The organism is Mycolicibacterium anyangense, assembly GCF_010731855.1.
Lineage (GTDB): Bacteria > Actinomycetota > Actinomycetes > Mycobacteriales > Mycobacteriaceae > Mycobacterium > Mycobacterium anyangense.
Genome location: NZ_AP022620.1, coordinates 4,590,842 through 4,616,862, shown reverse-complemented (window position 1 = coordinate 4,616,862; position 26,021 = coordinate 4,590,842). Strand labels below are relative to the sequence as shown.

Below are 26,021 nucleotides of genomic sequence, written 5' to 3'. Positions count from 1 at the left end.
CCGCGCGGACTCAGTGCTGATTGTGTGACAGCACGTACTGCAGACCGGCCATCAACTGCGACACCGGGTCAGCACCGCCACCGAACGCTGCCTGGGTTGCCGGTGCGGTGACGGCCGCCGGGTCGTAGCCGTGCACCGGATCCACTTCGAGCGGCGCGGTGGCGGGATCGTCGTTGCGTGAATACCCGGAATCCACCATGGGTTTGAGCACCCCGTCGAGCCGGTTCAGGGTCGGCTCGTCGACACCGAGGTACTTGAACGGCAACACCAGTGGCAGGTGCTGCTCCGGAATGAGGAACGTCGTCGTCGTGGCTCCCCGGGAGTTCACCGTGGTCCGGATGTTCTGCGGCGGAACCATGCTCGGGTTGGTGAACGCCACCGCGGTGTGACCGGTGGCCAGCCCCACGACAGCGTTGAGCAAAGCCATCCAATTGTCTTGCCGGTCCGGCCAATCCGCGATGCTGTCATAGGCGGAGACGAACCGGTAGGAGTTGTACTGGCTGTCCACCTGTGGCGGCATGGTGTAGTCGAGGGCCGGTACCACGCTGCCCACCGAAAAGTTCTGCGCCAGGAAGCCCGCACCGAAGGCGTGCGGTGCGACCGGATCGCCGTAGGTGGCGAAGGACAGCTGGTCCGGCGGCGGCGCGTTCGGATCGGTGGCCAACCGGTTCTGCACGGCGTTGAGCACCATCGCACCCTCGGACAGCCCGATCGCGGTGCCGGGCCCGCCCTCCTGAATGGCACGGATGACGTTGCCCTCACCCACATCGACTGATTCGCCGATGCTCGGTCCGTCGATGCCCAGGCCGGGGAAGTTGTCGTCGAGCCGACCGATGCCGGGGAACAGCCGTTCCAGCACGTGGCCCTGCACCTGCCCGGCTGGGTAGTCGACGATCTGGCGCTGCAGACCGGGGAACCAGTCCGCACCGGTTCGGCGGATGTATTCGTCGTAGGGGATTCCCAACACGTGAGCACCGCCCAGCGCATAGCCCCGGCCCGGTGTGCCCAGCGGCGTGGTTCCGTTGTCGGGTGCGATATCCGGTGCCGGCTGATCCGCGCTGGCGATCCCGCCGGTAGCCCCCAGAGTCAGGAAGAGTGTTGCCGCTGCGAGTAGCTTCTTCACGCCTTACTACTCCCCTGCCGGATGAATCGAGACGGCCACCAGTTCGCCTTTCCGACCAGAGTAGCGATGGCGGGCACGGTGATGGTCCTGACCAAGAATGTGTCCAGCAAGATCCCAGCGCCGATGACGAAACCGCCCTGGACGACGGTCCCGATGCTGGAGAACAGCAGCCCGCTCATCGACGCCGCAAAGATCAGACCGGCAGCGGTGATGACACCACCGGTCGAGGACAGCGTCCGCACGATGCCGTAGCGGCTGGCGCCGTACGCCCCGTCCCGCAGTCGCGAGGCGAACAGCAGGTTGTAGTCGGCACCGACCGCGACGAGCACGACGAACGCCAACGGCGGCACCGTCCAATGCAGGTGCTGGTGCAGCAACACCTGGAAGACCAGGACCCCGAGACCCAGCGCCGCGAAGTAGGACAGCACCACCGTGCCGACCAGATACAGCGGTGCTAGGACTGCGCGTAGCAACAGCATCAGGATCGCCAGCACCACCAGCGTGGTCATCGCGATGATGAACCGGATATCGCGGTGGTAGTAGTCGCGGGTGTCACGCAGCGCGGCGGGGTAGCCACCCATCGATATGGTGGCATCGGCGAGCATGGTGTTGGGCTGGGCGCCCCGTGCGGTGTCGGCGATCTTCGACACCTGATCCATGGACGCGGCACTGAACGGATCGAGTTTGGTGAGCACCAGATAACGCGCCGAATGCCCGTCCGGTGAGATGAATACCTTGGTGGCGGTCTTGAAGTCGGGCAACCCGAGCACCTCGGGCGGAATGTTGAAGCCCGCCATCGCCGGGGAGGCCGCGTTCTGCTTCATCGACAGCAGGAAGGCAGCGGCCTGGTCCAGGCCGCTGCGCATGAGTTTGATCTGATCGACCACCTCGTCGACGCCGTCGGCCACCGCACGGCTGCCGGTGGCGGCCTGATCGGCACTCCTGCGCAGCTTGCTGGTGCCGGCCTGGGCGCCGGCCGGGGTGTCCAACCCCATGGTGTGCATGATCGAGGTCAGCCTGCCGAACGCGCTGTTGAGCTGGTCCAGTGCGGCACTGAGCGATTGCTTGTCCTGCATGGACTGCAATTGCCCTGCCAGAGCGTTGATCTCGTCGATGGTCCCGTCATTGCGGGCGTCGACGAGGGCCTGGAAGTGACCGCGCGTCTCGGCGCAGGACGGGTCGAGGTCGCACACCGCGTTGCCATGCAGTGCCACCAGCACCGGGCCGACCCAGGCGAACATGTCGCGGGCGGCGGTGAAACTCACCCCCATCTCGTTGCCCAGCCGATTGACCGCGTTGACCAGCTTGGCTGCCACCTCGACGTTCTTGACCAGCGTGTCGCCGCCGTACTGGCCCTTGATGGACGAGAACGCATCCACCATGGCCTGGATGCTGGTCGCCACCTGGCCGACCTGACCGCGGACATCCCCCAGGTTGGTCGCCAGCGTGTCGGCCCCGCTGGCCAACCGATTCAGGTCGGCCATGTTGTCACCGATGACGGCTGCCCCGGTGCTGAGCCGGTCACCGACCAGGCCCGCCTGATAGGTGGCCCGAAACTCCTTGGGAACCACACCCAGCGGCCGGGTGATCCCGCTGACCATCGCGATGTCGGGCAGCTGGCTGATCCGGCTCGCCATCTGTTCGAGGTCGGCCAGCGCCTGCGGGCTGCGCAGGTCGCGCGGTGACCGGACCAACACATACGACGGGATCAACTGATTGATGTCGAAATGCCGGTCCAGCGCGGCGTACCCGACCGAGCTGGGCGCCGAGGCGGGCACCGCCTTGCGGTCGTCGTAGTTGTACGTGGCCAGCGCCGCCGAGCTGGCCAGCAGACCCAACACCAGCATGCTGGCCACCAGGTGGGCGACCGGCCTGCGCACGATCCGAACCCCGGACCGTCGCCACCAGCGGGCGGTGAGCTCCCTGCGCGGTGCGATCCAGCCGCGCGGACCGGCCAGGGTGATGATCGCCGGCAGCAGCGTGACCGCGGCCAGGAACGCCACCCCCACGCCGATGGCCGAGGACACCCCGACCGTGGCGAACACGCCCATCCTGGCGAAGCTGATACCCAGGAAGGTGACGCCGATGGTGGCGGCCGACGCGGTGATCACCTTGCCGACCGAGACCAATGCCTGACGGACCGCGTCATCGGAGCTCTCGCCCTGCCGCAGGAAATCGTGATAGCGGCTGATCAAGAAGACCGCGTAATCCGTTCCGGCCCCGGCAATTATCGCACTGAGCAAGATGATCGCCTGGTTGGAGACCCCCAAACCGGTCAGCTCGGACACCCCTGCAACGGCAGCCTGGGCGATGACCAGCGACGTGCCGATGCCGATCAGCGGCAGCAGCATGGTGATGGGATTGCGGTAGACCACCAGCAAGACCAGCAGCACCAGCACCCCAATGGCGATCTCGATCGGCAGCCGGTCGGTCTGGCCGGCAACCGTCAGATCCGCGACCGTGGCCGCCGGCCCGGTCAGGTGGACCTCCAGCGGACTACCCGCAGTGCTCTTCTTGACGATATCGGCGACCCTGGTGAAGGCCGCGTAGGACTGCGGGGTGCCCAGCGCACCGGAAAGCCCGATCGGCACCACCCAGGACTTGTTGTCCTTGCTGGTCAGAACCGAACGCAGGGCCGGTGTCCCGATGAACTCCTGCACCATGACGACGTCATGCGGATCATCGCGCAGCGCGGTCACCAGTTTGCGATACGTGGCCTCATGAGACCGGTCCAGACCCTTCTCGGCGGTCAGGACCACCAACAGCAGATCGTCACCGCCGGGCTCTTGGAACGCCTCGGTCATCTGCCGGGCGGCGATACTCGAGGGTGCGTCGGCGGGCAGCATCGACAGGGGATGCTTGGTCGCCATCTCGTTCAGGCTGGGAAACGACAGCGGCAGGGCTATCGCCAACGCGGCCCAGAATCCGATCACGACCCAGGGCCAGCGCACCACCGAATCGGCTAGTCGTCGCACGAGGCCCTCTCGCCCACCATCACCACAGGATTCACCACTGTCCGCTGTCAGCCACCCGCGTCACCACCGACTTCATCGTGGCGATGTAGCGCGCGACAGATTTCTGCGCAATCGGGTTGTCCGGGAACATCACCGACATGACGGTGCCCCCGTCGTACCGGAAGACATAAATGGTCAATTGATAGGAGAACCGGCCATCGGAATAGATCCCGATGTTGTTCGAATAGCCCATATCCGCAGCCGCCAGAACTGCATTCATCGGGGCGGCCTTCCCATGCAGAAAGTTCGACACCGGGAAGTTCGGGCGCGGCCGCTCGAGCCAGTCCGCCAATTCCAGCACCCGGTAATAGGGCACCCTCGACAGGTTCAGCGCCGAATCGAACGACGTCTGTGCCGCCCACGCGGCTTCACTGAACGACGTCGCAGCAATCGGAACGGTGATCGGCACCAGACCGGTGAACCACCCCTGTGTCATGAAATTGTCCGATGTCCGGCGGGTATCCCGTGGAGTCAGACCGAAATACGTTGCAGCGCCGGTCAGCTCATGCTCCGCCATGGCTGTGCAGGCAAACAGGCCACCGACGAAGCGCACCCCGGCAGCCGAACATACCGCGTCGAATCGCTCACTCTGTTCGGGATCCAGCAAAATGTCGCCGACCATATCGGCGACCGTCGGCACACCCGGATCACCCAGCGGCAGCGGAAACTCTGGCAATGTGCCGCCGTTTTGTTCGGCGAAATCGATCCAGGCACGAACTTCCGGCGAATCGACGGTCAGTGCCGCCGTGCGTTCAGCCTCCTGGCGGCAAAAGTCGTCGAAACTGCCCGCCTCCGGCAACGGCATTTCCTGACCGGTCGTGGTCAACGACGAATACATGCCGTGCGCTTCGAGCATCGTGATGCCGATCAAGGCCGCATCACCGTGAACATGATCGATGCTGGCGTAGAAATCGAAATGATCAGCGCTCTGCACGATTCCGAAGCTGAAGCAGCCCCACTCCAGCGGACTCGGAATGTCGACGATGTGCTTGCGGGCCGCTGCAGCGTCCATCTCGCCGTAGTTGTGCGCCTCGAATTCGATGTCCGCCGGATCGGCGATCGTGTGCCTCACCACGTCACCACTGCCGGAGTACTCGAACCAGCTCCGATAGGTGTCATGGCGGCGAAGGTAGGAGTTGATGGCCCGGCCCATCGCCTCGACATCACAGCGACCAGGAACTTCACAGGTCGCGATGATCTGCCGCGAATAGTCCAACCCGGCCGCCGCCTGGTGATGGACACCCCGGATGTGCTGGCTCTGCATGTAACTGACCGGCACCGGACTCACCGGCGCCTGCCTGGCCTTCTCGATCGCGGCCTCGGTGGGATGCCAGGAGATCACCTCTCCAGGCCGCGGATCCCAATCGTCGATGGTGCCGATCGTGATCTTGCCGATCTGCAACAGGTCCTCCACATCACTACAAACCCCGACCGCGGCCTGCTCGCGCCACGTTCGGACCCGACCCGGCCGGCGGCGTCACCGGATGACCCGGTGCGATCGCCGCCACCCCGGAGGGTCCGCAAGCAAGGACCCTAGTCCCACCGTCGGGTGATTGCGCCGATCCGGCGGAGGCACCCAGCTATGAATCGCATTTGGATGGAGACGTGCGCGAGCATCCGCGTGCAATACTGACCCACGCGTCAAGCGGCAGGACGCGGTTGGGGAGGAATTGCGGGCGCCACGCGTGCGCTCACCTCCTGATCACGGGTCCGGCGCGAGGCGCTGATCTAAGCGATGCGGAGAGCACAATCCATGGCAGACACCGTCGACCCGACGCCACCGGCGCCCCGGTTCGCGATCATCGGATACGCGGCGCGCCTTCCCGGGGCGGCGGATGCCGACGGGTACTGGGATGTGCTGCACAACGGCCGCGACGCGGTATCGCAGATTCCGGCCGACCGCTGGGACTGTGAGGAGTTCTTCGACGCGGACCCCTCCGCACCCGGCAAGGTGGTGACCCGGCGGGCCGGGTTCCTCGACGATGCCGTCGGGTTCGACGCGCCGTTCTTCGGGGTGTCGACCCGCGAGGCGAATTTGATGGATCCGCAGCACCGGCTGCTGCTGGAAACCGCCTGGCATGCGGTCGAGCATTCCGGAACCGCGCCAACGACATTGGCCAACACCAGAACAGGCGTCTTCGTCGGACAGTCCACTCATGACTACCTGAGCATGGCCTCGTCGGGGCTGGACTACCCCGAGATCGAAGCCTATATGGCGATCGGCACCTCGGCTGCCGCCGGCGCGGGGCGGATCAGCTACCGGCTCGGCCTGCAGGGACCCGCCGTCACCGTCGACACCGCGTGCAGTTCCTCGCTGGTCGCGATCCACCAGGCATGCCAGGCGTTGCGGCTCGGCGAGTGCGACCTCGCCCTGGCCGGCGGAGTGAACGTCCTGCTCAGTCCGGCCACCATGATCACGTTCTCCCAGTCCCGGATGCTGGCACCGGACGGGCGGTGCAAGACCTTCGACGCGGCGGCCGACGGCTATGTCCGCGGCGAGGGCTGCGGCGTCCTGGTCATCAAGCGTCTCGAGGATGCGGTGCGCGACGGTGACCACATCCGGGCCGTGATCCGCGGCAGCGCGGTCAACCAGGACGGGGCCTCGGGCGGTCTGACGGTACCCAACGGGGTGGCCCAGCAACGGGTCATCACCGAAGCCCTGCAGCGGGCGGGTGTGCAGGCGAGCGACATCAGCTACCTGGAGGCGCACGGCACCGGCACCTCGCTGGGTGATCCCATCGAGGTACAGGCCGCGGCGGCGGTCCTCGGCGCCGGGCGCGACGCGGGTGACCCGCTGCTGATCGGCTCGGCGAAGACGAACATCGGTCATCTCGAGGCCGCGGCGGGCGTTGCCGGCGTCCTCAAGGTGGTGCTCGCCCTGGAACACCAGGAACTGCCCAAACACCTGAACTTCCAGAATCCGTCGCCGCACATCCCGTGGGACCGGATCCCGGTGCGGGTCGTCGAGCAGCCCGTCGCCTGGGAACGGGGTGCGCGCCCCCGCATCGCCGGGATCAGTTCCTTCGGGTTTTCCGGCACCAACGCGCACGTCATCCTCGAAGAGGCACCGGCCACCGCCCCGGCGTCGGCGCCGGCCGAACCGGGCGACGACCGGCGGTTCAGCCTGCTCACACTCAGCGCGCGCACCCCGGCCGCACTGGCGCAGGCCGCGCAGAACTACCGCGGCTGGCTCGCCGAGCATCCGGAAACCAGCCTGGCCGATCTGTGCCTGACCACCGGAACGGGACGCGCGCACTTCGAACACCGCGCGGCGCTGGTGGTGAACTCGGTCGCGTCGGCCGGTGAACTGCTCGCGGCGCTGGCCGACGAACTGCCCGCCAAGGGCCTGGTCCGTGGCCACAGTGCCGCCCCGCCCAAGACGGCGTGGCTGTTCCCCGGACAAGGCAGCCAGTACGCCGGGATGGCCCGCGAGCTCTTCGAGACCGAACCCGTCTTCGCCGAGACGCTCACGCGCTGCGCCCGAGCGGTTTCCGACCTCCTTGACACACCGCTTCTGGACCTCGTCTTCGACGCCGAGGGCGGCGAGACGCTCAAACTGACCAAGCACGCCCAACCCGCTATTTTCGCCGTCGAGATGGGCCTGGCCCGGCTTTGGCAATCGTGGGGCTTGGAGCCGGATGTCGTGCTGGGCCACAGCGTTGGCCAGTACTCGGCAGCCTGTGTGGCAGGAGTGTTCAGCCTCGAGGACGGTGTACGGTTGCTGGCCGAGCGGGGCAGGCTGTTCGCCGAACTGCCGCCGGGCGGACAGATGTGCGCCATCTTCGCCGATCCGGACCGCGTCGAACGGATCACCGACGAGTTCCCCAGCCTGTCGGTGGCCGCATTCAACGGCGCCAACACCGTGCTCTCCGGCCCGGCAACCGACCTCGAACAGGCAGTCGTGCAGTTGTCCGACGAGGGCGCGCGCTGCGATTGGCTGGATACCAGTCATGCCTTCCACTCGGCAATGCTGGACCCCGCGCTCGACGAGTTCGAAGCGATCGCCAATACCTTCACATTCGCTGCGCCGCAACGGATTCTGTTGTGCAACCGGACGGGTGCCGCACTCGGCCGGACAGCGAAGCTCGACGGCGCCTACTGGCGCCGGCACGCCCGCCAGCCGGTTCAGTTCGCCACCTGCGTGGCCACGCTGGCCGAGCTCGGCGCCACGCTCCTCCTGGAAGTGGGCCCACAGCCGGTACTCACCGCCACCGCGCTGCGTGCCTGGCCGGACGCCGCGAACCCGCCGAAAGCGGTTGCATCCCTCCGCCGCAACAGTGCCGACCATTGGCAGATCACCGAAGCCTTGGCCCAGGCCTACGTCGCAGGCCATCAGCCCGACTTCGGCGCACTCGCCGCACCCGCGGCGCGCACCCTCGACCTGCCGCCCTACCCGTTCCAGCACCGGCACTACTGGTTCCGCCAGACCGCGGGCGTGCACCGCGGACCGGGCAGCACCGAAACCGCCGAACACACCCAGGTGCTCCAGCTTCTCGAAGAAGGCCGGATCGAGGAGTTGGCCGCGCTCCTCGATGACGCAGGCGCACAGCAGAACCCCATCGACACGTTGAAACTTCTTGCTGCACAGCATAATCAGCAGCGAGATGCCAAATCCATCGCGGACATCTGCTACGAAGTGCGCTGGCAGAAGCACACCGACTCGCTGAAATCGGCTGCTGCAGAGCCTGTTTCGTGGATGCTGGTCACCGACGAAGCCGAGGCGATCCAGCCCCTGGTCGAGGCGCTGACGGCCCTCGGCCACCGCCATCGGATCGTCTGGCTCCCGGTCAACGACGAGGACGAAGCGCAGCTGGCCGCCGAGTTGCAGACCGCGTCGGCCGACGAACCGGGGCTGCGGATCCTGCACTGCGCCGCGCTGGAATCGTCCCTCGGCGCCGACGGCGCCACCTCGATGCGGTCCCTGCTACGCATGCAGCACCGCATCCTGGGCGGCACCCAGCGGACCTTCCGGGCCGCAGCGGCAGCCGAATCGCGAACCCCGGTCTGGGTCGTGACCACCGGCGCGCACCACGTCGCAGAGTCCGATTCGGTGTCCCCCGACCACACCAGCCTGTGGGGCTTCTGCCGCGTCGCGGCACTGGAGTATCCCCAGGTGTGGGGCGGACTGGTGGATCTGGCGGCCGGGGTGGCCGACCAGTGGAGCAGGCTGATCACCCACGTGGTCGCCGCCGCGTCTGGTGAGGACCAGATCGCCGTCCGCACGGACGCCAGCTACGTGCCCCGGCTGGTCCGGCGGACCGGCAGCGGAACCAAGGCGCCGCTGGTGTTGCGAAGCGACGCAACATATCTGGTGACCGGTGGACTCGGATCGATCGGCCTGGAGTTCGCCGACTACCTTGCCGCGCACGGCGCCCGGCAGCTGGTGCTGACCGGCAGGCAGCTACCGGGCGAGACCACCCGCCAGCGCATCGACGCGCTCAGCGAACGGCATGGTTGCACGGTTCGGGTGATCGCCGCCGACATCGCCGACCCGCATGATGTGACCCGGCTGCTGGCCACCGTCGACAACGAACTTCCGCCGTTGGCCGGCATCGTCCATGCCGCCGGTGTCAACGACACCACCCCGCTGAGCACGCTCTCCGGTGCCGACATCGATCGAACCTTCGCTGGCAAGGTCTGGGGCGCTTGGAATCTGAGCGAATCGTGCGCCGGCCGCCAGCTGGACTTCTTCATCACCACCTCGTCGATCTCAGCGGTGTGGGGTAGTTACGGCCAGAGTGCCTACAGCGCGGCCAACGCCTTCCTCGACGGTGTGGCGTGGCGGCTTCGCGAGCGCGGCATCCCCGGCATCAGCGTGAACTTCGGCCCCTGGTCGGCCGGCATGGCCGACCCGGAGGCCCGGGCGCAACTGCAACGCCGGGGCATCCACCCACTGGCTCCCGGAGAGGCCCTGGCCGCGATGGCAGACGCGATGGGGCGTCCGAAGTCAGCCACACAACCGGTGGTGGCGCGGGTCGACTGGAAGCAGTTCCTGGCGCTGTACCTGCAAACCGGACACCGCGCGCTGTTCGACGTGGTGGGCCAGGAGGCACGCCGCTCGGCACCCGAGGAGACGACCCGGTCGGCGGAGACACCCGGCAGCACCCGCCTGGTCGAGCAACTCACCGCCGCCCCGGCCCAGCAACGCCGGAAATTGGTTCTGGACCATCTGCGCAACACCGTGGCGGAGGTGACCAGGATCGAAGCCGCGGAGATCCGCGAAGACACCGGATTCTTCGACCTCGGCATGGACTCGCTCATGGCGGTGGAGTTGCGCCGCCGGCTGGAACAGTCCGTGGGCAAGGAACTCCCGGCCACGCTGGCGATGGACTATCCGCGGCTGTCGGACGTCGCCGACTATCTGATCGGCGACGTCCTGGAACTCGGCGACCGGCCGACCGCTGTTGCCGCAGCAGCCCCGGCGGTACCACTGAGCGTCGGCGCCGACGAACCTATCGCGATCGTCTCGGTGGCCTGCCGCTTCCCGGGCGCACCGGATCCGGATGCCTACTGGGATGTGCTCGCCAACGGGGTGGACGCCATCCGGGAGATCCCCGAGGACCGCTTCGAGGTCGACGCGTTCTACGACCCCGACCAGCAGACACCCGGCAAGATCTACACCCGCAGCGGTGGATACCTCGACAGCGTCGACAGCTTCGATCCCGAGTTCTTCGGCATCTCCCCGCGCGAGGCGGTCTGGATCGACCCTCAGCAGCGTCTGATGCTCGAAGTTGCCTGGGAAGGCCTTGAGCGCGCAGGCTATTCGGCGTCGTCACTGCGCGGAAGCCGCACCGGCGTCTTCGTCGGCGTCGGCGCCAACGAGTACTCGCACCTGTTGTCCGGCGATTCGGTGGACAACCTGGAAGGCCACTTCATCACCGGCAATGCGCTCAACGCCGTCGCCGGACGAGTGGCCTTCGTCCTCGGTCTGGAGGGCCCCGCAGTCGCGGTGGACACCGCATGCAGCTCCTCACTGGTCGCGGTCCATCAGGCCACCCAGGCACTGCGCTCGGGTGACTGCGACCTGGCGCTGGCCGCCGGGGTGAACGTCCTGCTGAGCCCGGTGTCGATCGTCGCCGCCTCGCGCGCCCGCATGCTGGCCCCCGACGGGCGATGCAAGACATTCGACGCGGCCGCCGACGGCTACGCCCGCGGCGAGGGCTGCGGTGTCCTGGTGCTCAAACGCCTCAGTGACGCACAGCGCGACGGCGACCGGATCTGCGCAGTGATCCGTAGCACCGCTGTCAATCAGGACGGTGCGTCCAGTGGTCTGACCGTGCCCAATGGTGGTGCGCAGCAACGCCTTATCGCCACCGCACTGGCGCGGGCGGGGCTCAGCGGGTCCGACGTCGACTACCTCGAGGCGCACGGGACCGGCACTCCGCTGGGCGATCCGATCGAGGTACAGGCGGCCGCGGCCGTCTACGGTGCCGGCCGCGACCAGAATCGGCCGCTGCTGATCGGTACCGCCAAGACGAACATCGGGCACCTGGAATCCGCTGCGGGCGTCGCCGGTCTGCTCAAAGTCGTACTGTCCCTGCAGCACGACCTCCTGCCGCCGAGCCTGCACTTCCACACCCCGTCACCGCATATCCCGTGGAACTCGCTGCCGGTCCGGGTGGTCGACGAAGCCACGCCATGGCATGCCAACGGCCATCCGCGGCGAGCCGGTATCAGCGCGTTCGGCTTCACCGGCACCAATGCGCACGTCGTGATCGAGGAGGCGCCCGCCACCGCGGCGGCCGCCGAGCCGACCGATCAGGATGGCGAACCCGCCCCAACGCGAGAACCATTCAGCGTCCTGCCGCTGTCCGCGCGCTCCGGGCCGGGGCTCACGGCGCTGGCCGCACGCTACGCCGGCTGGCTGGCCGAGCACCCCGACGCCTCGTTCGCCGACGTGTGCTTCACCGCCGGGGCCGGACGCTCCCACTTCGAGCACCGCGCGGCGATCGTCGCGAATTCGACTCGTGAGGCCGGGATCCTCCTGGAGGACCTCATGGCCAACCGGACCCGGCCTGGCGTGCTACGCAGGGAATGCACCGACCGACCCACCACGGCATGGTTCTTCCCCGGTCAGGGCAGCCAGTACGCCGGGATGGCCCGCGAACTGTTCGACAGCGAACCGGTGTTCGCCGAGACCATGCGGCGGTGCGCCGAGGCCGTCGATCCGATGCTGCCGCAGCCGCTGCTGGAGGTGCTCTACACCAGCGACCGGTCGGCCGGAGAAACGTTGCGGCACACGTCCTTTGCGCAGCCGGCGATCTTCGCGGTCGAGATGGGCCTTGCCCGGCTGTGGCAGTCGTGGGGCATCGAACCCGACGTCGTGCTTGGCCACAGCGTGGGCCAGTACGCGGCGGCCTGTGTGGCGGGCGTGTTCAGCCTCGAGGACGGGGCCCGGTTGATCGCCGAACGCGGCAAGCTGTTCGGCAGCCTGCCGCCCGGCGGCCGGATGGTGGCGGTCTTCGCCGATCCCGACTACGTCGAGCGTGCCGCCGCGGACTTCCCGCGAGTGTCGGTCGGCGCCTACAACGGCCGCAACACCGTCCTGTCCGGCCCCGCCGAGGACCTGGAGAAGATCGCCGATGCCTGTGGCCAGGACGGTACCCGGTGCACCTGGCTGGAGACCAGCCACGCCTTCCACTCCGAACTGCTGGAGCCGGTTCTCGACGAATTCGAGGCCTTCGCCACCCAGTTCGACTTTGCCGCCCCCACCTTGCCGTTGGTCTGCAACCGCACCGGGGCGGTGCTCAATGCCCAGACACCGCTGGATGCGCAGTATTGGCGGCGGCATTCCCGTCAACCCGTGCAGTTCACCGAGAGCGTGCGCACCGTCGCCGGGTTGGGCTGCACGGTCCTGATGGAGATCGGTCCGCAACCGATCCTGACCGCCGCAGCATTGCAGATCTGGCCGGAGACATCGGCCCCGCCGCTCGCGATCGTCTCGCTGCGCAAGGGCGCCAACGCGGTACGACAAATCGCCGAGGCTCTCGCAACGACCTACGTCTGCGGGCACCGCCCCGATTTCGCCGCGATCGGCCACCGGCAGGAGCACAAGCTGGAACTGCCCACCTATCCGTTCCAGCGGCGCCGGTACTGGCCGAAGAGCTCGGGGATCTCAGCCCTGGCCTCGTCCGGGCTGTCGGCGTCCGGAATCCTGGGTAGCCCAAAGGATCTGGCTTCCGGCGACACTGTCTACAGCAGCGTGCTGTCGGTCAAGACCCAGCCGTGGCTGGCTCATCACGTCATCTACGGCACCGTGGTGGTGCCGGGAGCAACCTACGCGGCGATGGCGCTGGCCGCCGCAGGTGCGCCCGCAAGTGTCCGCGAGGTGTTCTTCTACGAGCCGATCATCCTCCCGGACAAGGCTTCTCGCGAAGTCCAGTTGACCCTCCATCCGATCGACGACGGCTGGAAATTCCAGGTGCACAGCCGCCCCTACGGGGTACGGGACGCCGAGTGGTCCCTCAACGCCGACGGCAGCCTGGCCACGGGTGCGGATCCGGACGCCGAACCGGCCGATGCCGGCGTCGCTCCAAGTGACGCGATCGAGCAGATGGAGCGCAACCGTCCGCAGGATCTGTTCGACTTCTTCAACGACATGGAACTGGCCTGGGGGCCGACCTGGTCGACGTCGCTGAAGTCATTGTGGGTCGGCGAGCGGGAAGCGATCGGGGACATCGTCGTCGGCGACGAACTCGCCGAACATCTCGGTACCGAACCGATCCACCCGGTGTTGCTCGACCTCTGCACGGGTGTCGCTTTCCCGGCCTTCCCGGCCACGCTGGCCGCCGAGCAGGGGATGTCGGACCTGTTCCTGCCACTGCGATACGGACAAGTCCGGCTTCCGGAGCGGATGCCGCGCCGGTTCTACTGCCGCGCCCGCTGGCATGACAGCGCCGTCACCAACGAAACTCAGGTCTTCGACCTCGATTTCGTCGATCCGGACGGCCGCTCCCTCGGTGGCATCCGGGAGTTCACCGTCAAGCGAGCTCCGCGGGAAGCGCTGCTGCGCGGGCTCGGCGGGGACTCGACCCGGCTGCTCTACACCTTGGGCTGGCAGGAGGCCGCCGCGCCGGGAACCGACGCGGACAGCACGGAACGGGTCAGCGGGCCGTGGCTGGTCGCCGGTTTCGACACCCTGGCCGCCCAACTACCCGACGCTGTCGGCATTGCCGACATCGCCGACCCCGACACCTGGCGGCAAGCGTTCCTGGACGCGGCCGGCCGTGGCGCGCCGGTCGCCGGGATCATCTGGCGCAGCAGCGAGAAACCGGATGACGACGGAACAGCCGGTCAGCTGGCGAGCCGGCTGGAGGCCGAGGTCTCGGCACTGCTGGCCGCCGCCCAGACCGCGCTGACCGAGCAGAAAGCGACGCTGCCCGGCGGCCTCTGGATCCTCACCGAACACGCCGTGGCCACCGAGCCCGGTGAGTCGGTCGATCCGGTTCAGGCGGCGCTATGGAGTTTCGGGCGCACCCTGGTCGCCGAACAACCGACCCTGCGCTGCCGGCTCATCGACACCGATGCCGGCGAGGAATCGCTGAGTTGGCTCGCCGGTGCGCTGGGCACGCCGGTCGTGGAACCCGAAACGGCGGTCCGCCAAGGCCGCTTCCTGGTGCCGCGATTGCTGCACTGGGCGCGCAGCGGTCAGCTGCCGATGCCGCGCAGTGACGACTACGTGCTGGCCCCGACCGAACGGGGTGCGATCGACAACCTGCGCCTGACCGAAACCACCGTGACCGCTCCTGCGCCCAACGAGGTGCAGGTGGCGATCGAGGCCGCCGGACTCAACTTCCGCGATGTGCTCAACGTGCTCGGGTTGTACCCCGGCGACCCGGGCCCGATCGGCGGCGACCTGTGCGGTGTGGTCACCGAAGTCGGTTCGGAGGTCACCGGATTCGAGGTCGGACAACGGGTGTTCGGCTCGATGCAGGGCGCCTTCGCGAGCCGGCTGAACGTGCCGGCCCAGCTGCTGGCCGTCGTCCCGGACGGGATCGGCGCCGTCGAGGCGGCGACCATCCCTGCCGCCGCGCTGACGGTTCGGCTGGCATTCGACTGGGCCCAGATCAAGCCGGGTGACAAAGTGCTGATCCACGCGGCCAGCGGCGGCGTGGGACTGGCGGCGGTGCAGATGGCCCGACACCAGGGGGCGACCGTGTTCGCCACGGCCAGCACCCACAAACGGGCGACCCTGCGCGACATGGGCGTCGAATACGTTTACGACTCTCGCACAACAGCTTTCGCGGACCAGATCCTGGCCGACACCGGCGGCGCGGGTGTCGACGTGGTACTCAACAGCCTCACCAACGAAGGCTTCATCGAGGCCACGGTGCGCGCCACCGCTGCCGGCGGCCGGTTCGTCGAGATCGCCAAGCGGGATATCTGGACGGCCGACCAGATGGCTGCCGTCCGGCCCGACATCCGCTACGAGATCGTCGCACTGGACGTGACGATGATGAGCGATCCCGAGCACATCGCGCGGTTGATGGACGAGGTCTCCCAGGGCCTGGCCACCGGGGAATGGACGCCCGTCCCGGCCGAGGTGTACCCGCTGCCCGAGGCGCGCACAGCGTTCCGGCGGATGCAACAGGCGCGGCACATCGGCAAGATCGTGGTGCAGATGCCCAAACCGCTGCAGCCGCGCGGTGATCGCAGCTATCTCATCACCGGTGGTCTTGGCGCGCTCGGCCTGCATACCGCGGCATACCTCGCCCAGCTGGGCGCCGGGGACATCGTGCTGACCAGCCGGCGTGAGCCGGAGCTCGAGGCGCAGCAGACGATCGACGCGATCGCCGAGCGCTACCACTGCCGGATTCACGTCTTCACCGCTGACGTGGCCGACGAGGACGAGGCGGCCCGGCTGCTGGCCAGGATCCGCGCCGAGTTGCCGCCGCTGGCCGGTATCGCCCACCTAGCCGGTGTGCTCGACGATGCGCTGTTGCCGGACCAGTCCCTGGATCGATTCCGGACCACCCTGGGGCCCAAGGCTTATGGCGCCTACCATCTGCATCGGATGACCGCAGGCGAGAATCTGGAGTTCTTCATCCTCTACTCGTCGGCGTCAGCGGTTCTCGGCTCACCGGCGCAGGCGAACTACGCGACTGCCAACGGACTGCTCGACGGCCTGGCCGCCTATCGACGCTCTCGGGGGCTGCCGGCGACGGCGGTCGACTTCGGACCATGGGGAAGCGGCGGCATGGCCACGTCGGCAGCAGCCCTGGCCAACCTCAGCGCGCAGGGCATGATGCCGCTGGATCCGCCGGCCGCCTTGGCGGCACTGGGGGAAGTGGTCCGCCACGGGACGGGGCAGGCCACGGTTCTGAAGGCCAACTGGCAGCGGACCGCCAAGATGCTCGGCGGTATCCGGCCGCCGATGCTCGACAACGTGCTGCCGCGCGACGACGCGGCGACAGCCGCCGACAGCCAACTGCTGCGCCAGCTCCAGGACACCCCGGAAGCGCAGCGGGTCGACTTCATCGCCGAATTCCTGCAACGCGAAGTGCAAGGCTTCCTGCGCCTGGCCCAACCACCGGCCGCGTCCAGCAGGTTCCTGGATCTGGGGACCGATTCGCTGATGGCGGTCGAGTTGCGCAACCGGCTCTACGGACAGTTCGGCGGCAAGTTCGACATCAGCCCGACCGCGGTGTTCGACTATCCGACGATCGGCGAGCTGGCCGCGCACCTGGTCAGCCAGCTGCCCGCGGGCGGGGAAGCACCCGAACCGGCCGCGGATGGCGGCCCGGAGGCCGACCAGTAGGTGTGATTTCGGTCGCACCCGCTGGTTCGGCGGGTGGCGGGGCAAACCGGGGTACGTCGCCCGGTATGGCCACTAGCTGCATAGATGGCGACGCCAGCGGACCACTGGGCGAGCAGTCCAACCGGTGGGTTGAGCATGCATTCGGAGTTGCGCACGGGGATTTGCAAGCGGGTTACCGGGCGGTATAGTTGCCGTGTTACTGGTGGGTAACTTAGAGCCAAGTACCCAACCCGAAAAGGCACATTCCCATCGAGGAGAAGCAGTGAGCCACTACAAGAGCAACGTACGCGATCAGGAGTTCAACCTGTTCGAGGTACTTGGCCTGGACAAGGTCCTTGGCGAGGGCGAGTACAGCGATCTGGACCCCGACACCGTGCGCGAGATGCTGGCCGAGTCGGCCCGCCTCTGTGAGGGCCCGGTCGCGGCGTCCTTCGTCGACGGTGACCGCAACCCGCCGGTCTTCGACCCCAACACCCACACGGTGACGCTGCCGGAGTCCTTCAAGAAGTCGGTGCAGGCGTTCATCGAGGGCGGCTGGGACAAGGTCGGCACCCTGGAGGAGCTCGGCGGTATGCCGATGCCCCGGATCCTGGTGTGGGCTATCCACGAGCACGTGCTCGGCGCGAACCCCGCGGTCTGGATGTACGCCGGCGGCACCGGATTCGCCAACATCCTGCATCACCTCGGCACCGACGAGCAGAAGAAGTGGGCCGAGCTGGCCGCCGAGCGCGGCTGGGGCGCCACCATGGTGCTCACCGAGCCCGACGCCGGATCCGATGTCGGCGCCGGCCGGACCAAGGCCGTCAAGCAGGATGACGGCTCCTGGCACATCGACGGTGTGAAGCGATTCATCACCTCGGCCGATTCGGATGACCTGTTCGAGAACATCTTCCACCTGGTGCTGGCCCGCCCCGAGGGCGCAGGCCCCGGCACCAAGGGTCTTTCGCTGTTCTTCGTGCCGAAGTTCCTGTTCGATCCCGAGACCGGCGAGCCCGGCGAGCGCAACGGCGTCTTCGTCACCAACGTCGAACACAAGATGGGCCTCAAGGTTTCGGCGACCTGCGAGCTGACCATGGGCCAGCACGGCATCCCGGCCAAGGGCTGGCTGGTCGGCGAGGTCCACGACGGCATCGCGCAGATGTTCGACGTCATCGAGCAGGCTCGAATGATGGTGGGTACCAAGGCCATTTCGACGCTGTCGACCGGTTACCTCAACGCGCTCGAGTACGCCAAGGAGCGCGTGCAGGGTGCCGACCTGACCCAGATGACCGACAAGGCCGCGCCGCGCGTCACGATCACCCATCACCCCGATGTGCGCCGCAGCCTGATGACCCAGAAGGCCTACGCCGAGGGCGGCCGCGCGCTGTACCTCTACACCGCCAGCTACCAGGACGCCGCACTGGCCAAGGCCGTGCACGGTGTCGACGCCGAGCTGGCCGCCAAGGTCAACGACCTGCTGCTGCCGGTCGTCAAGGGCTGCGGCTCCGAGCAGGCCTACGCCAAGCTCACCGAGAGCCTGCAGACCTTCGGTGGCTCCGGCTTCCTGCAGGACTACCCGGTCGAGCAGTACATCCGCGACGCCAAGATCGACTCGCTCTACGAAGGCACCACCGCCATCCAGGCGCAGGACTTCTTCTTCCGCAAGATCGTCCGCGACAAGGGTGTGGCGCTGGGCCATGTGGCGGGACAGATCGGTGAGTTCATCAAGAACGAGTCCGGCAACGGCCGGCTCAAGAGCGAGCGCGAGTTGCTGGCCAAGGCGCTGGAGGATGTCCAGGGCATGGCAGCGACGATGACCGGCTATCTGATGGCCGCGCAGGAGGATCCGCAGTCCATCTACAAGGTGGGCCTGGCCTCGGTGCGCTTCCTGATGAGCGTCGGCGATCTGTTGATGGGCTGGCTGCTGCAGCGCCAGGCCGCGGTCGCCATCGCCGCGCTGGACGCCGGTGCTACCGGTGCCGACAAGTCCTTCTACGAGGGCAAGATCGCTGCGGCGTCGTTCTTCGCCAAGAACATGCTGCCGCTGCTGACCAGCACGCGTCAGGTGATCGACACCATCGACAACGAGTTGATGGAACTCGACGAGGCGGCCTTCTAACCCACGCAGGAAGAACAGCCAAAGACAAGCGGCCCCGGGACCTTTCGGTCTCGGGGCCGCCGTCTTTGATGCGGTTGCGGCGCGCCTACGCAATCACTTGTTGCGCCCGGAGCCGCCCGTCGACTTCGACGAGGATCCCGAAGACGATCCCGATGACCCGCCCGATGACCCGCCCGAATGCGAGCCTGTGGACGCCGCACCCTTGACCGCCGGCGGCGTGGTTGGGCGCTGCCGGCCGCTGGACGCGGTCCGCGAGACCAGCTGGGCGGCCGGCGACGCCGCTACCGGGGGCCGGGTCGACGAGACCGGCGCGTACCCCTGATCGATGATGGGCCGCAGTTGGGCGTCGATGGCATCGACGACGCCGGCTGGAACTCCCCACTGCCGCAACGGCATTGTCAACGGAAGGAAGGTGGTGGGAACGCGGTAGACCGTCGTGGTGCCACCTTGGCTGTTCGTCGTGGTGGTGATGTTCTGCGGCGGGACGGTGGACAGGTCGGTCGCCTGCGCGACCGAGTGCACGTAGTAGATGCCCACCAGCGCATTGAGATCGGTCAATAGATTCCACGGCTGGGTGATCGGATCGGCGAAGAAGTCGTACTGATTGACCACGATGATCGTCTTGAAGCGCGTCTCGGGAACGGCGAAGGGGACATAGTCGAAGACCGGCACCGATTGCCCGTGACTGCCGTTGAACAGACCCAGGTTCGGGTCGGCGATCAGGATGAAGGTGGTGTTGTCCGGGACTGCCGGGTTGCTGTTCAGGTTGGCCTCGACCTGCTGCACCACCAGGGAACCCTGTGACGTGCCGGCGACCACCAATTGGCCACTGAGCGTTGCGATGGCGGCCATGGTGTTGGTGACGCCGATGCCCACCGAGACGCCGAGGGTGGGATCCAGTACTCCGGTGATGGGCCACAGCCCGCCCGGATAGTCGACCGTCGTGAAGTCGTCGTCTTGGTATGCGCCGCCGAGCAATTCGTCGTTGATGCTGAACAGTCCGGACAACACCGTGCCCAGCGAACCCTTCGTACCCCCGACCCAGACCACGTTCGCCGCATGCGCGGGTGCGGCCATGGCGACCACGACGGCCAACGCCGCAAAGAACAATGCGCCCGCTCGCGATCGACCCTGATCACATAGCGGGGCCAAACCCCGACCCATTGCTAAATGGTAAGCGCTGCAGCAAACTCCGCAAGTCCGTCGTTCGGAGGACAATTGTCGGGACCTTGTCCTCTGGCGCGCCCGCAAGCATCGGTTAGATTCGACGGTATGGCAAAGCCTGATGACAGCAAAGATGCTGTACCGACGGCCCACGGCCCGGACAGGGAGAAACCGTCGACAAGTGGACCGCTGGCGACAATCGTCGCACCATTCACCCGAGCGGGCAGCTATTACGCGCGGTCCTGGGGCGCGTACCTCGACGGCAGCAACGGTGAATTGCCGGTCGCGCGCCCGACCCTCTCGCTGGCCACCCACGCGCTACGGGACGAGATCGTCCTGGTCGGATTGCGCTGGCGTCGGCCGCTGAGTGACGCCCGCGTCTACGATCGCATCAACGCCGAGGTACGCCAGGCGATCGCGCTCTACGACAAGAAGGGCTGGCTGACCGCGCCGGCGACGTTCTTCGCGGCGCCGCCGGCACCGACCGACGTCGCGATCCGGTCGTTCACCAGCCGTAACCGCACCCACGAGCGGTTGTCGTTCGATAGCGGCTATCAGCCCTTTCCGAAGGAGCCGGGCGGGGACCGCTGGCGTAGCTACACCGGGAATCACCGCGCGTACGCGCTGATGCTGCGCCACCCCGAACCGCGGCCGTGGCTGGTGTGCGTGCACGGCACCGAGATGGGCCGGGTGGGCCTGGACCTGACCCTGTTCCGGGCCTGGCATCTGCATGAAGACTTCGGACTCAATGTGGTGCTGCCGGTGCTGCCCATGCACGGGCCCCGGGCCAGGGGCCTGCCGAAGAACGCGGTCTACCCGGGCGAGGACGTGATGGACGACGTCCACGCCACCGCGCAAGCGGTGTGGGACGTGCGGCGGGTGCTGGCCTGGATCCGCACCGAGGCGCCCGACGCCCAGATCGGACTGAACAGCATCTCGCTGGGCGGCTACATCGCGGCTCTGGTCGCCAGCCTCGAGGACGGCCTGTCCTGCGCCATCCTCGGTGTGCCGCCGGCGAATCTGGTCGACATCCTGGGCCGCCACGCGGGCCTGGAGAAGAACGACCCGCGACGCAAGACCCTGGAGTTGGCGGCACCGATCGGGCGGATGATCTCGCCGCTGTCACTGCAGCCGAAAGTCGCACCCGCGGGCCGGTTCATCTACGCCGGTGTCGCCGATCGGATCGTGCATCCCCGCGAGCAGGTGCTGCAGCTGTGGGAGCACTGGGGCCGGCCGGACATCGGTTGGTACCACGGCGGTCACACCGGTTTCTTCCAGGCGCGCCCAGTGCAGCGCTTCATCGACGCCGCGCTGATTCAATCGGGACTCGTCGACGCCGGGTCCGTCGACACCGGGCCCATCGACACCGGGCCCATCGACAAAAAATGACCGCCGCTGGACTCCCCTCTCGCCAGCGGCGGTCCTTCATCCGTGTCAATTAGCCCCGGATAAAGAGGATGCCCCGTGTTGCCGTCGGGTCGGGGGGTCAGACGGCAACACGGAGCTATCCGGTACATCGGGTACCCGAGGCGCCGCGTTACAAACCCGCCGAAGTTTTTTTCGACATTTTTTTCAGGCCTCCAGGATCGCGGTCACACCCTGGCCGCCAGCTGCGCAAATGGAGATCAGGCCGCGCACCGGCTGACCGGTCTGCGCCTTCTTCTCGGCCAGTTGCTTGGCCAACTGGGCCACGATCCGACCGCCGGTGGCCGCGAACGGATGTCCGGCCGCCAGCGACGAACCGTTCACGTTGAGCTTGGCGCGGTCGATGGTTCCCAGCGCAGCGTCCAGGCCCAGCCGTTCCTTGCAGTACTCCTCGGACTCCCAGGCCTGCAGATGCGCCAGGACCACCGAGGCGAAGGCCTCGTGGATCTCGTAGAAGTCGAAGTCGCCCAAGCCCAGCCCGTTGCGCGCGAGGAGCCGCGGTACCGCGTAGGTGGGCGCCATCAGCAGGCCGTCGGCGCCGTTGACGTAATCCACCGCCGCCGTCTCGGAATCGACGAAGTACGCCAGCGGCGTCAACGAATGTGATTCTGCCCACTGTTCGCTGGCGAGTAGCGCCACCGAGGCGCCGTCGGTCAGCGGTGTCGAGTTGCCCGCCGTCATGGTGGCGTCGCCGTTACGCACCCCGAAGACCGGCTTGAGCTTGGCCAGCTTCTCGGCACTGGAGTCGGCGCGAAGGTTGTTGTCGCGGTACAGACCCAGGAACGGTGTGACGAGATCGTCGAAGAAGCCACGGTCGTAGGCGGCCGCCATATTGCGGTGGCTGGCGGCGGCCAGTTCGTCCTGGTCGACGCGTTTGATGCCCATCTGCTTGGCGGTGATGGCGGCGTGATCGCCCATCGACAGACCGGTCCGCGGTTCGCCGTTGGTGGGGATCTCGACCCCCAGCGCGGCGGGCAGCTTGCCGACCAGTCGCAACCGATCGACATTGGACTTGGCCCGGCGCAGCCCGAGCAGGGTGCGACGCAAATTGTCGCCCAAGCCAATTGGCGCATCGGAGGTGGTGTCGACGCCGCCGGCGATGGCCGCCTCGTAGCGGCCTGCGGCGATACCGTCGGCCGCGGCGATGGCCGCCTGCAGACCGGTGCCACAGGCCTGTTGCAGATCGATGGCCGGCGTGTAGGGCGAAAGTGCACTACCGAGCACACTTTCGCGCATGAGGTTGAAGTCACGGCTGTGCTTGAGCACTGCACCGCCGATGACGGCGCCGAGTTGTTCACCGGCAAGACCGAATCGGTCCACCAGACCGTCGAGTGCGGCGGTGAACATGTCCTGGTTCGACGCTTCGGCGTAGGCGCCGTCGGATCGGGCGAACGGGATGCGATTGCCGCCGAGGACGGCAACCCGACGAGGTTTCTGACTCAAGGCCACGGGAATCTCCGCTGTGTCGTCGTTGCAAGGTGGGTATACGGGTCCATCGTACCCACCGTTCTTACTCTAGAGTAAGTTCGTTCCCGGTCCACCCGCTCCGCAAACGCGAAAGGCAGATTCGTGGCTACCGACCTGTTCTCGCAAGTCCTCAACTCCGCCCCCGGGTCGTTCCTGGCCAAGCAGCTCGGCGTCCCTGCGCCCGAGACCCTGCGCCGCTACAAGCCGGGCGAGCCGCCGCTGGCCGGCTCGCTGCTGATCGGCGGCGAGGGTCGCGTGGTCGAACCGTTGCGGGCCGCGCTCGCCGAGGACTACAACCTGGTGTCGGACAACCTCGGAGGTCGCTGGGCCGATTCGTTCGGCGGCCTGGTCTTCGACGCCACCGGCATCACCGAGCCCACCCAGTTGCGCGGCCTCTACGAGTTCTTCACCCCGCTGCTGCGCAACCTCGGACCGTCGGGCCGCGTCGTCGTGATCGGCACCACCCCGGACGAGGCCGCCGGTACCGACGAACGCATCTGCCAGCGTGCGCTGGAAGGCTTCACCCGGTCTCTGGGCAAGGAACTGCGCCGCGGCGCCACCGCATCCCTGGTGTACCTGTCGCCCGCCGCCAAACCCGCCGCCACCGGCCTGGAGTCGACGATCCGGTTCATCCTGTCCGGCAAGTCCGCCTACGTCGATGGGCAGGTGTACTCCGTTGGAGCCGCCGACTCGACACCGCCTGCCGACTGGGACAAGCCGCTGGCCGGCAAGGTCGCCGTCGTGACCGGCGCCGCCCGCGGCATCGGCGCCACGATCGCCGAGGTGTTCGCCCGCGACGGCGCGAAGGTCGTCGCCATCGACGTCGAACAGGCCCACGATGCGCTGACCGAGACCGCGGCCAAGGTCGGGGGAACGGCGCTGCCGTTGGATGTCACCGCAGACGATGCCGTGGAGAAGATCACCGAGCACCTGCGCGAGCACTACTCCGACCACAACGGGGGCCGGGCCGACATCCTGGTCAACAACGCCGGTATCACCCGCGACAAGTTGCTTGCCAACATGGACGACGCCCGCTGGGATGCCGTCATCGCCGTGAATCTCCTTGCCCCGCAACGACTCACCGAAGGCCTGGTGGGTAACGGCACCATCACCGAAGGCGGCCGGATCATCGGCTTGTCGTCGATGGCCGGCATCGCAGGCAACCGCGGCCAGACCAACTACGCCACCACCAAAGCGGGCATGATCGGCATCACCCAGGCCCTGGCCCCGTCGTACGCAGAGAAGGGCATCACGATCAACGCCGTGGCACCGGGCTTCATCGAGACGGCGATGACCGCCGCGATCCCGCTGGCGACCCGCGAGGTGGGCCGCCGACTCAACTCGCTGTCCCAGGGCGGCAAGCCCGTCGACGTCGCCGAGACCATCGCCTACTTCGCCAGCCCGGCGTCGAATGCGGTGACCGGCAACGTGATCCGGGTCTGCGGCCAGGCGATGCTGGGGGCGTAGCAGCGATGACCGAACAACCCAGTGGCCTGCGCAACATGCTTCGGGCAGCAGTTGGCGCGCTACCAGTGATCCCCCGCAGCGACAGCCTGCCTACCAGGACGCTGACCGTCGACGGGCTGGCCATCGACCGTTCCAATGTGGCCGAATACGCGGCGGTGACAGGTCTGCGCTTCGGCGACACCGTGCCGTTGACCTACCCGTTCGCGCTGACGTTCCCGACCGTGATGTCGTTGGTCACCGCGTTCGACTTCCCCTTTGCCGCCATGGGGGCCGTCCACGTCGAAAACCACATCACCCGGTACCGGCCCATCGCGGTCACCGACACCGTCGGGGTCACGGTGCACGCCGAGCAGCTGCGCGAGCATCGCAAGGGGCTGCTGGTGGACCTGGTGACCGACGTGCACGTCGGCAACGAGCTGGCCTGGCATCAGGTGACCACCTTCCTGCACCAGCAGCGCACCAGCCTGACCGATGAGGCCCGGCCGGAGCCGCCCAAGGCGCCGAAGCTGCCGCCGCCCAACGCGATTGTGCGCATCACGCCGGCCCAGATTCGCCGCTACGCCTCGGTCAGCGGTGATCACAACCCGATCCACACCAACACGATCGGCGCCAAACTGTTCGGGTTCCCCACGGTGATCGCGCACGGAATGTTCAGCGCGGCAGCAGTTCTGGCGAACATCGAGGGGCAGATCCCGGATGCGGTCCGCTATTCGGTGAAATTCGGCAAGCCCGTGGTGCTGCCGGCCAGCGCCGGCCTCTACGTCGACCGGGTGGCCGACGGGTGGGACATCGCGCTACGCAACGTCAGTAAGGGCTATCCGCATCTGACCGGTACGGTCAGAGCGCTCTAGCCGGTCAGTGCGAGCTGGCCGGGGTGATTTCCTTGTCCGCCGGGGCACCCTTGAGGCCGCGCCAGAAGAGGTTGATCAGGAGGGCGGCGGCCTCATCCACGTCGGCATCGCCGGCGCTGACCCGGGCCGCGACCGCCTCGCCCGCGCCCACCAGCGCCACGGCCATCATGTGGAAATCGGTGCCGGGTTCGGGATGTCGCGTCCCGGTCTCCAGCAGCCGGGCCACCATGTCGATGATCTTCTCGCGCCCTTCCCGCACAGTGTGCGCGAAGGCCTGCGAACTGGTCGCCTGGGTGTAGAGCACGATCCAGGACGCCCGGTTGGCGTCGATGTACTGCAGCACCGACAAGATGACGCTGCGCAACAGGTCATGCGGACTCTGCTTGAGGTCGATGTCCTCGCGCAGCGCCTCGATGAAACGGCTCAGCTCCCGGCTCAGGCACGCCCCGAACAGCTCCTCCTTGGAGCCGTAATAGAGGTAGAGCATTGGCTTGGAGATCTGGGCCTCGGCGGCGATGACGTCCATCGACGTCTCGTGGTAGCCGTTGACCGAGAACATCTGCACGGCCGCGTCGAGCATCTGTTGCTCACGCACGGCACGGGGCAACCGCTTGGTGCCACCTGCCGCCATGGTCATCGCCTTCCCTGTCGCAGA

General features: G+C 67.3%; 11 protein-coding genes. 5 read left to right on the top strand and 6 right to left on the bottom strand.

Annotated features, from left to right (window positions below; all coding sequences use genetic code 11):
• Window positions 1–10: 10 nt before the first annotated feature.
• Genes pe through G6N35_RS21775 form a run of 3 tightly spaced genes read right to left on the bottom strand, consistent with a single transcriptional unit; the run spans window position 11 to window position 5,539 of the window.
• Window positions 11–1,123 carry an acyltransferase PE gene (gene pe / locus G6N35_RS21785; RefSeq protein WP_163806116.1) on the bottom strand — a complete coding sequence of 371 codons (1,113 nt, stop codon included), beginning with the start codon at window positions 1,121–1,123 and terminating at the stop codon, window positions 11–13.
• Window positions 1,120–4,098 carry an MMPL/RND family transporter gene (locus G6N35_RS21780; RefSeq protein ID WP_163806115.1) on the bottom strand — a complete coding sequence of 993 codons (2,979 nt, stop codon included), beginning with the start codon at window positions 4,096–4,098 and terminating at the stop codon, window positions 1,120–1,122. The genes pe and G6N35_RS21780 overlap by 4 nt, the downstream gene beginning before the upstream one ends.
• Before the next feature lie 31 nt (window positions 4,099–4,129).
• Window positions 4,130–5,539, bottom strand: coding sequence for a condensation domain-containing protein (locus G6N35_RS21775; RefSeq protein ID WP_163807856.1), 1,410 nt, complete (start codon window positions 5,537–5,539; stop codon window positions 4,130–4,132).
• A 351-nt stretch (window positions 5,540–5,890) separates the two neighbouring features.
• Between G6N35_RS21775 and G6N35_RS21770 the strand changes: the two genes are divergently transcribed.
• Together G6N35_RS21770 and G6N35_RS21765 are read left to right on the top strand one after the other, a co-directional pair.
• Entirely contained in the window at window positions 5,891–16,894 is an 11,004-nt protein-coding gene (locus G6N35_RS21770; RefSeq protein ID WP_163806114.1) for a type I polyketide synthase, read from the top strand.
• 262 nt (window positions 16,895–17,156) lie between these two features.
• Window positions 17,157–18,992 (top strand): acyl-CoA dehydrogenase, encoded by a 1,836-nt coding sequence (locus tag G6N35_RS21765; RefSeq protein ID WP_163806113.1) that lies wholly within the window; start codon window positions 17,157–17,159, stop codon window positions 18,990–18,992.
• A 93-nt stretch (window positions 18,993–19,085) separates the two neighbouring features.
• Here G6N35_RS21765 and G6N35_RS21760 read toward each other — a convergent pair whose 3' ends face one another.
• Entirely contained in the window at window positions 19,086–20,156 is a 1,071-nt protein-coding gene (locus G6N35_RS21760; protein ID WP_163806112.1) for a PE-PPE domain-containing protein, read from the bottom strand.
• A 108-nt stretch (window positions 20,157–20,264) separates the two neighbouring features.
• On the opposite strand from G6N35_RS21760, the gene G6N35_RS21755 reads away from it, so the two are divergent.
• Window positions 20,265–21,545: an alpha/beta hydrolase family protein gene (locus G6N35_RS21755; protein ID WP_163806111.1), complete on the top strand. Its 1,281-nt coding sequence runs from the start codon at window positions 20,265–20,267 to the stop codon at window positions 21,543–21,545.
• A gap of 183 nt (window positions 21,546–21,728) precedes the next feature.
• On the opposite strand, the gene G6N35_RS21750 is transcribed toward G6N35_RS21755, so the two are convergent.
• Window positions 21,729–23,030, bottom strand: coding sequence for an acetyl-CoA C-acetyltransferase (locus G6N35_RS21750; protein ID WP_163806110.1), 1,302 nt, complete (start codon window positions 23,028–23,030; stop codon window positions 21,729–21,731).
• 120 nt (window positions 23,031–23,150) lie between these two features.
• On the opposite strand from G6N35_RS21750, the gene G6N35_RS21745 reads away from it, so the two are divergent.
• Both G6N35_RS21745 and G6N35_RS21740 read left to right on the top strand, forming a co-directional pair.
• A complete protein-coding gene (locus G6N35_RS21745; protein ID WP_163806109.1) occupies window positions 23,151–24,515 on the top strand; it encodes a 3-oxoacyl-ACP reductase in 1,365 nt (454 codons plus the stop codon).
• A gap of 5 nt (window positions 24,516–24,520) precedes the next feature.
• The gene (locus G6N35_RS21740) at window positions 24,521–25,366 is read left to right on the top strand and encodes a MaoC/PaaZ C-terminal domain-containing protein (RefSeq protein ID WP_163806108.1); all 846 of its coding nucleotides are present in this window, start codon (window positions 24,521–24,523) and stop codon (window positions 25,364–25,366) included.
• Between the two features lie 4 nt (window positions 25,367–25,370).
• Here G6N35_RS21740 and G6N35_RS21735 read toward each other — a convergent pair whose 3' ends face one another.
• Window positions 25,371–26,003: a TetR/AcrR family transcriptional regulator gene (locus G6N35_RS21735; protein WP_246224460.1), complete on the bottom strand. Its 633-nt coding sequence runs from the start codon at window positions 26,001–26,003 to the stop codon at window positions 25,371–25,373.
• Between the last annotated feature and the right edge of the window lie 18 nt (window positions 26,004–26,021).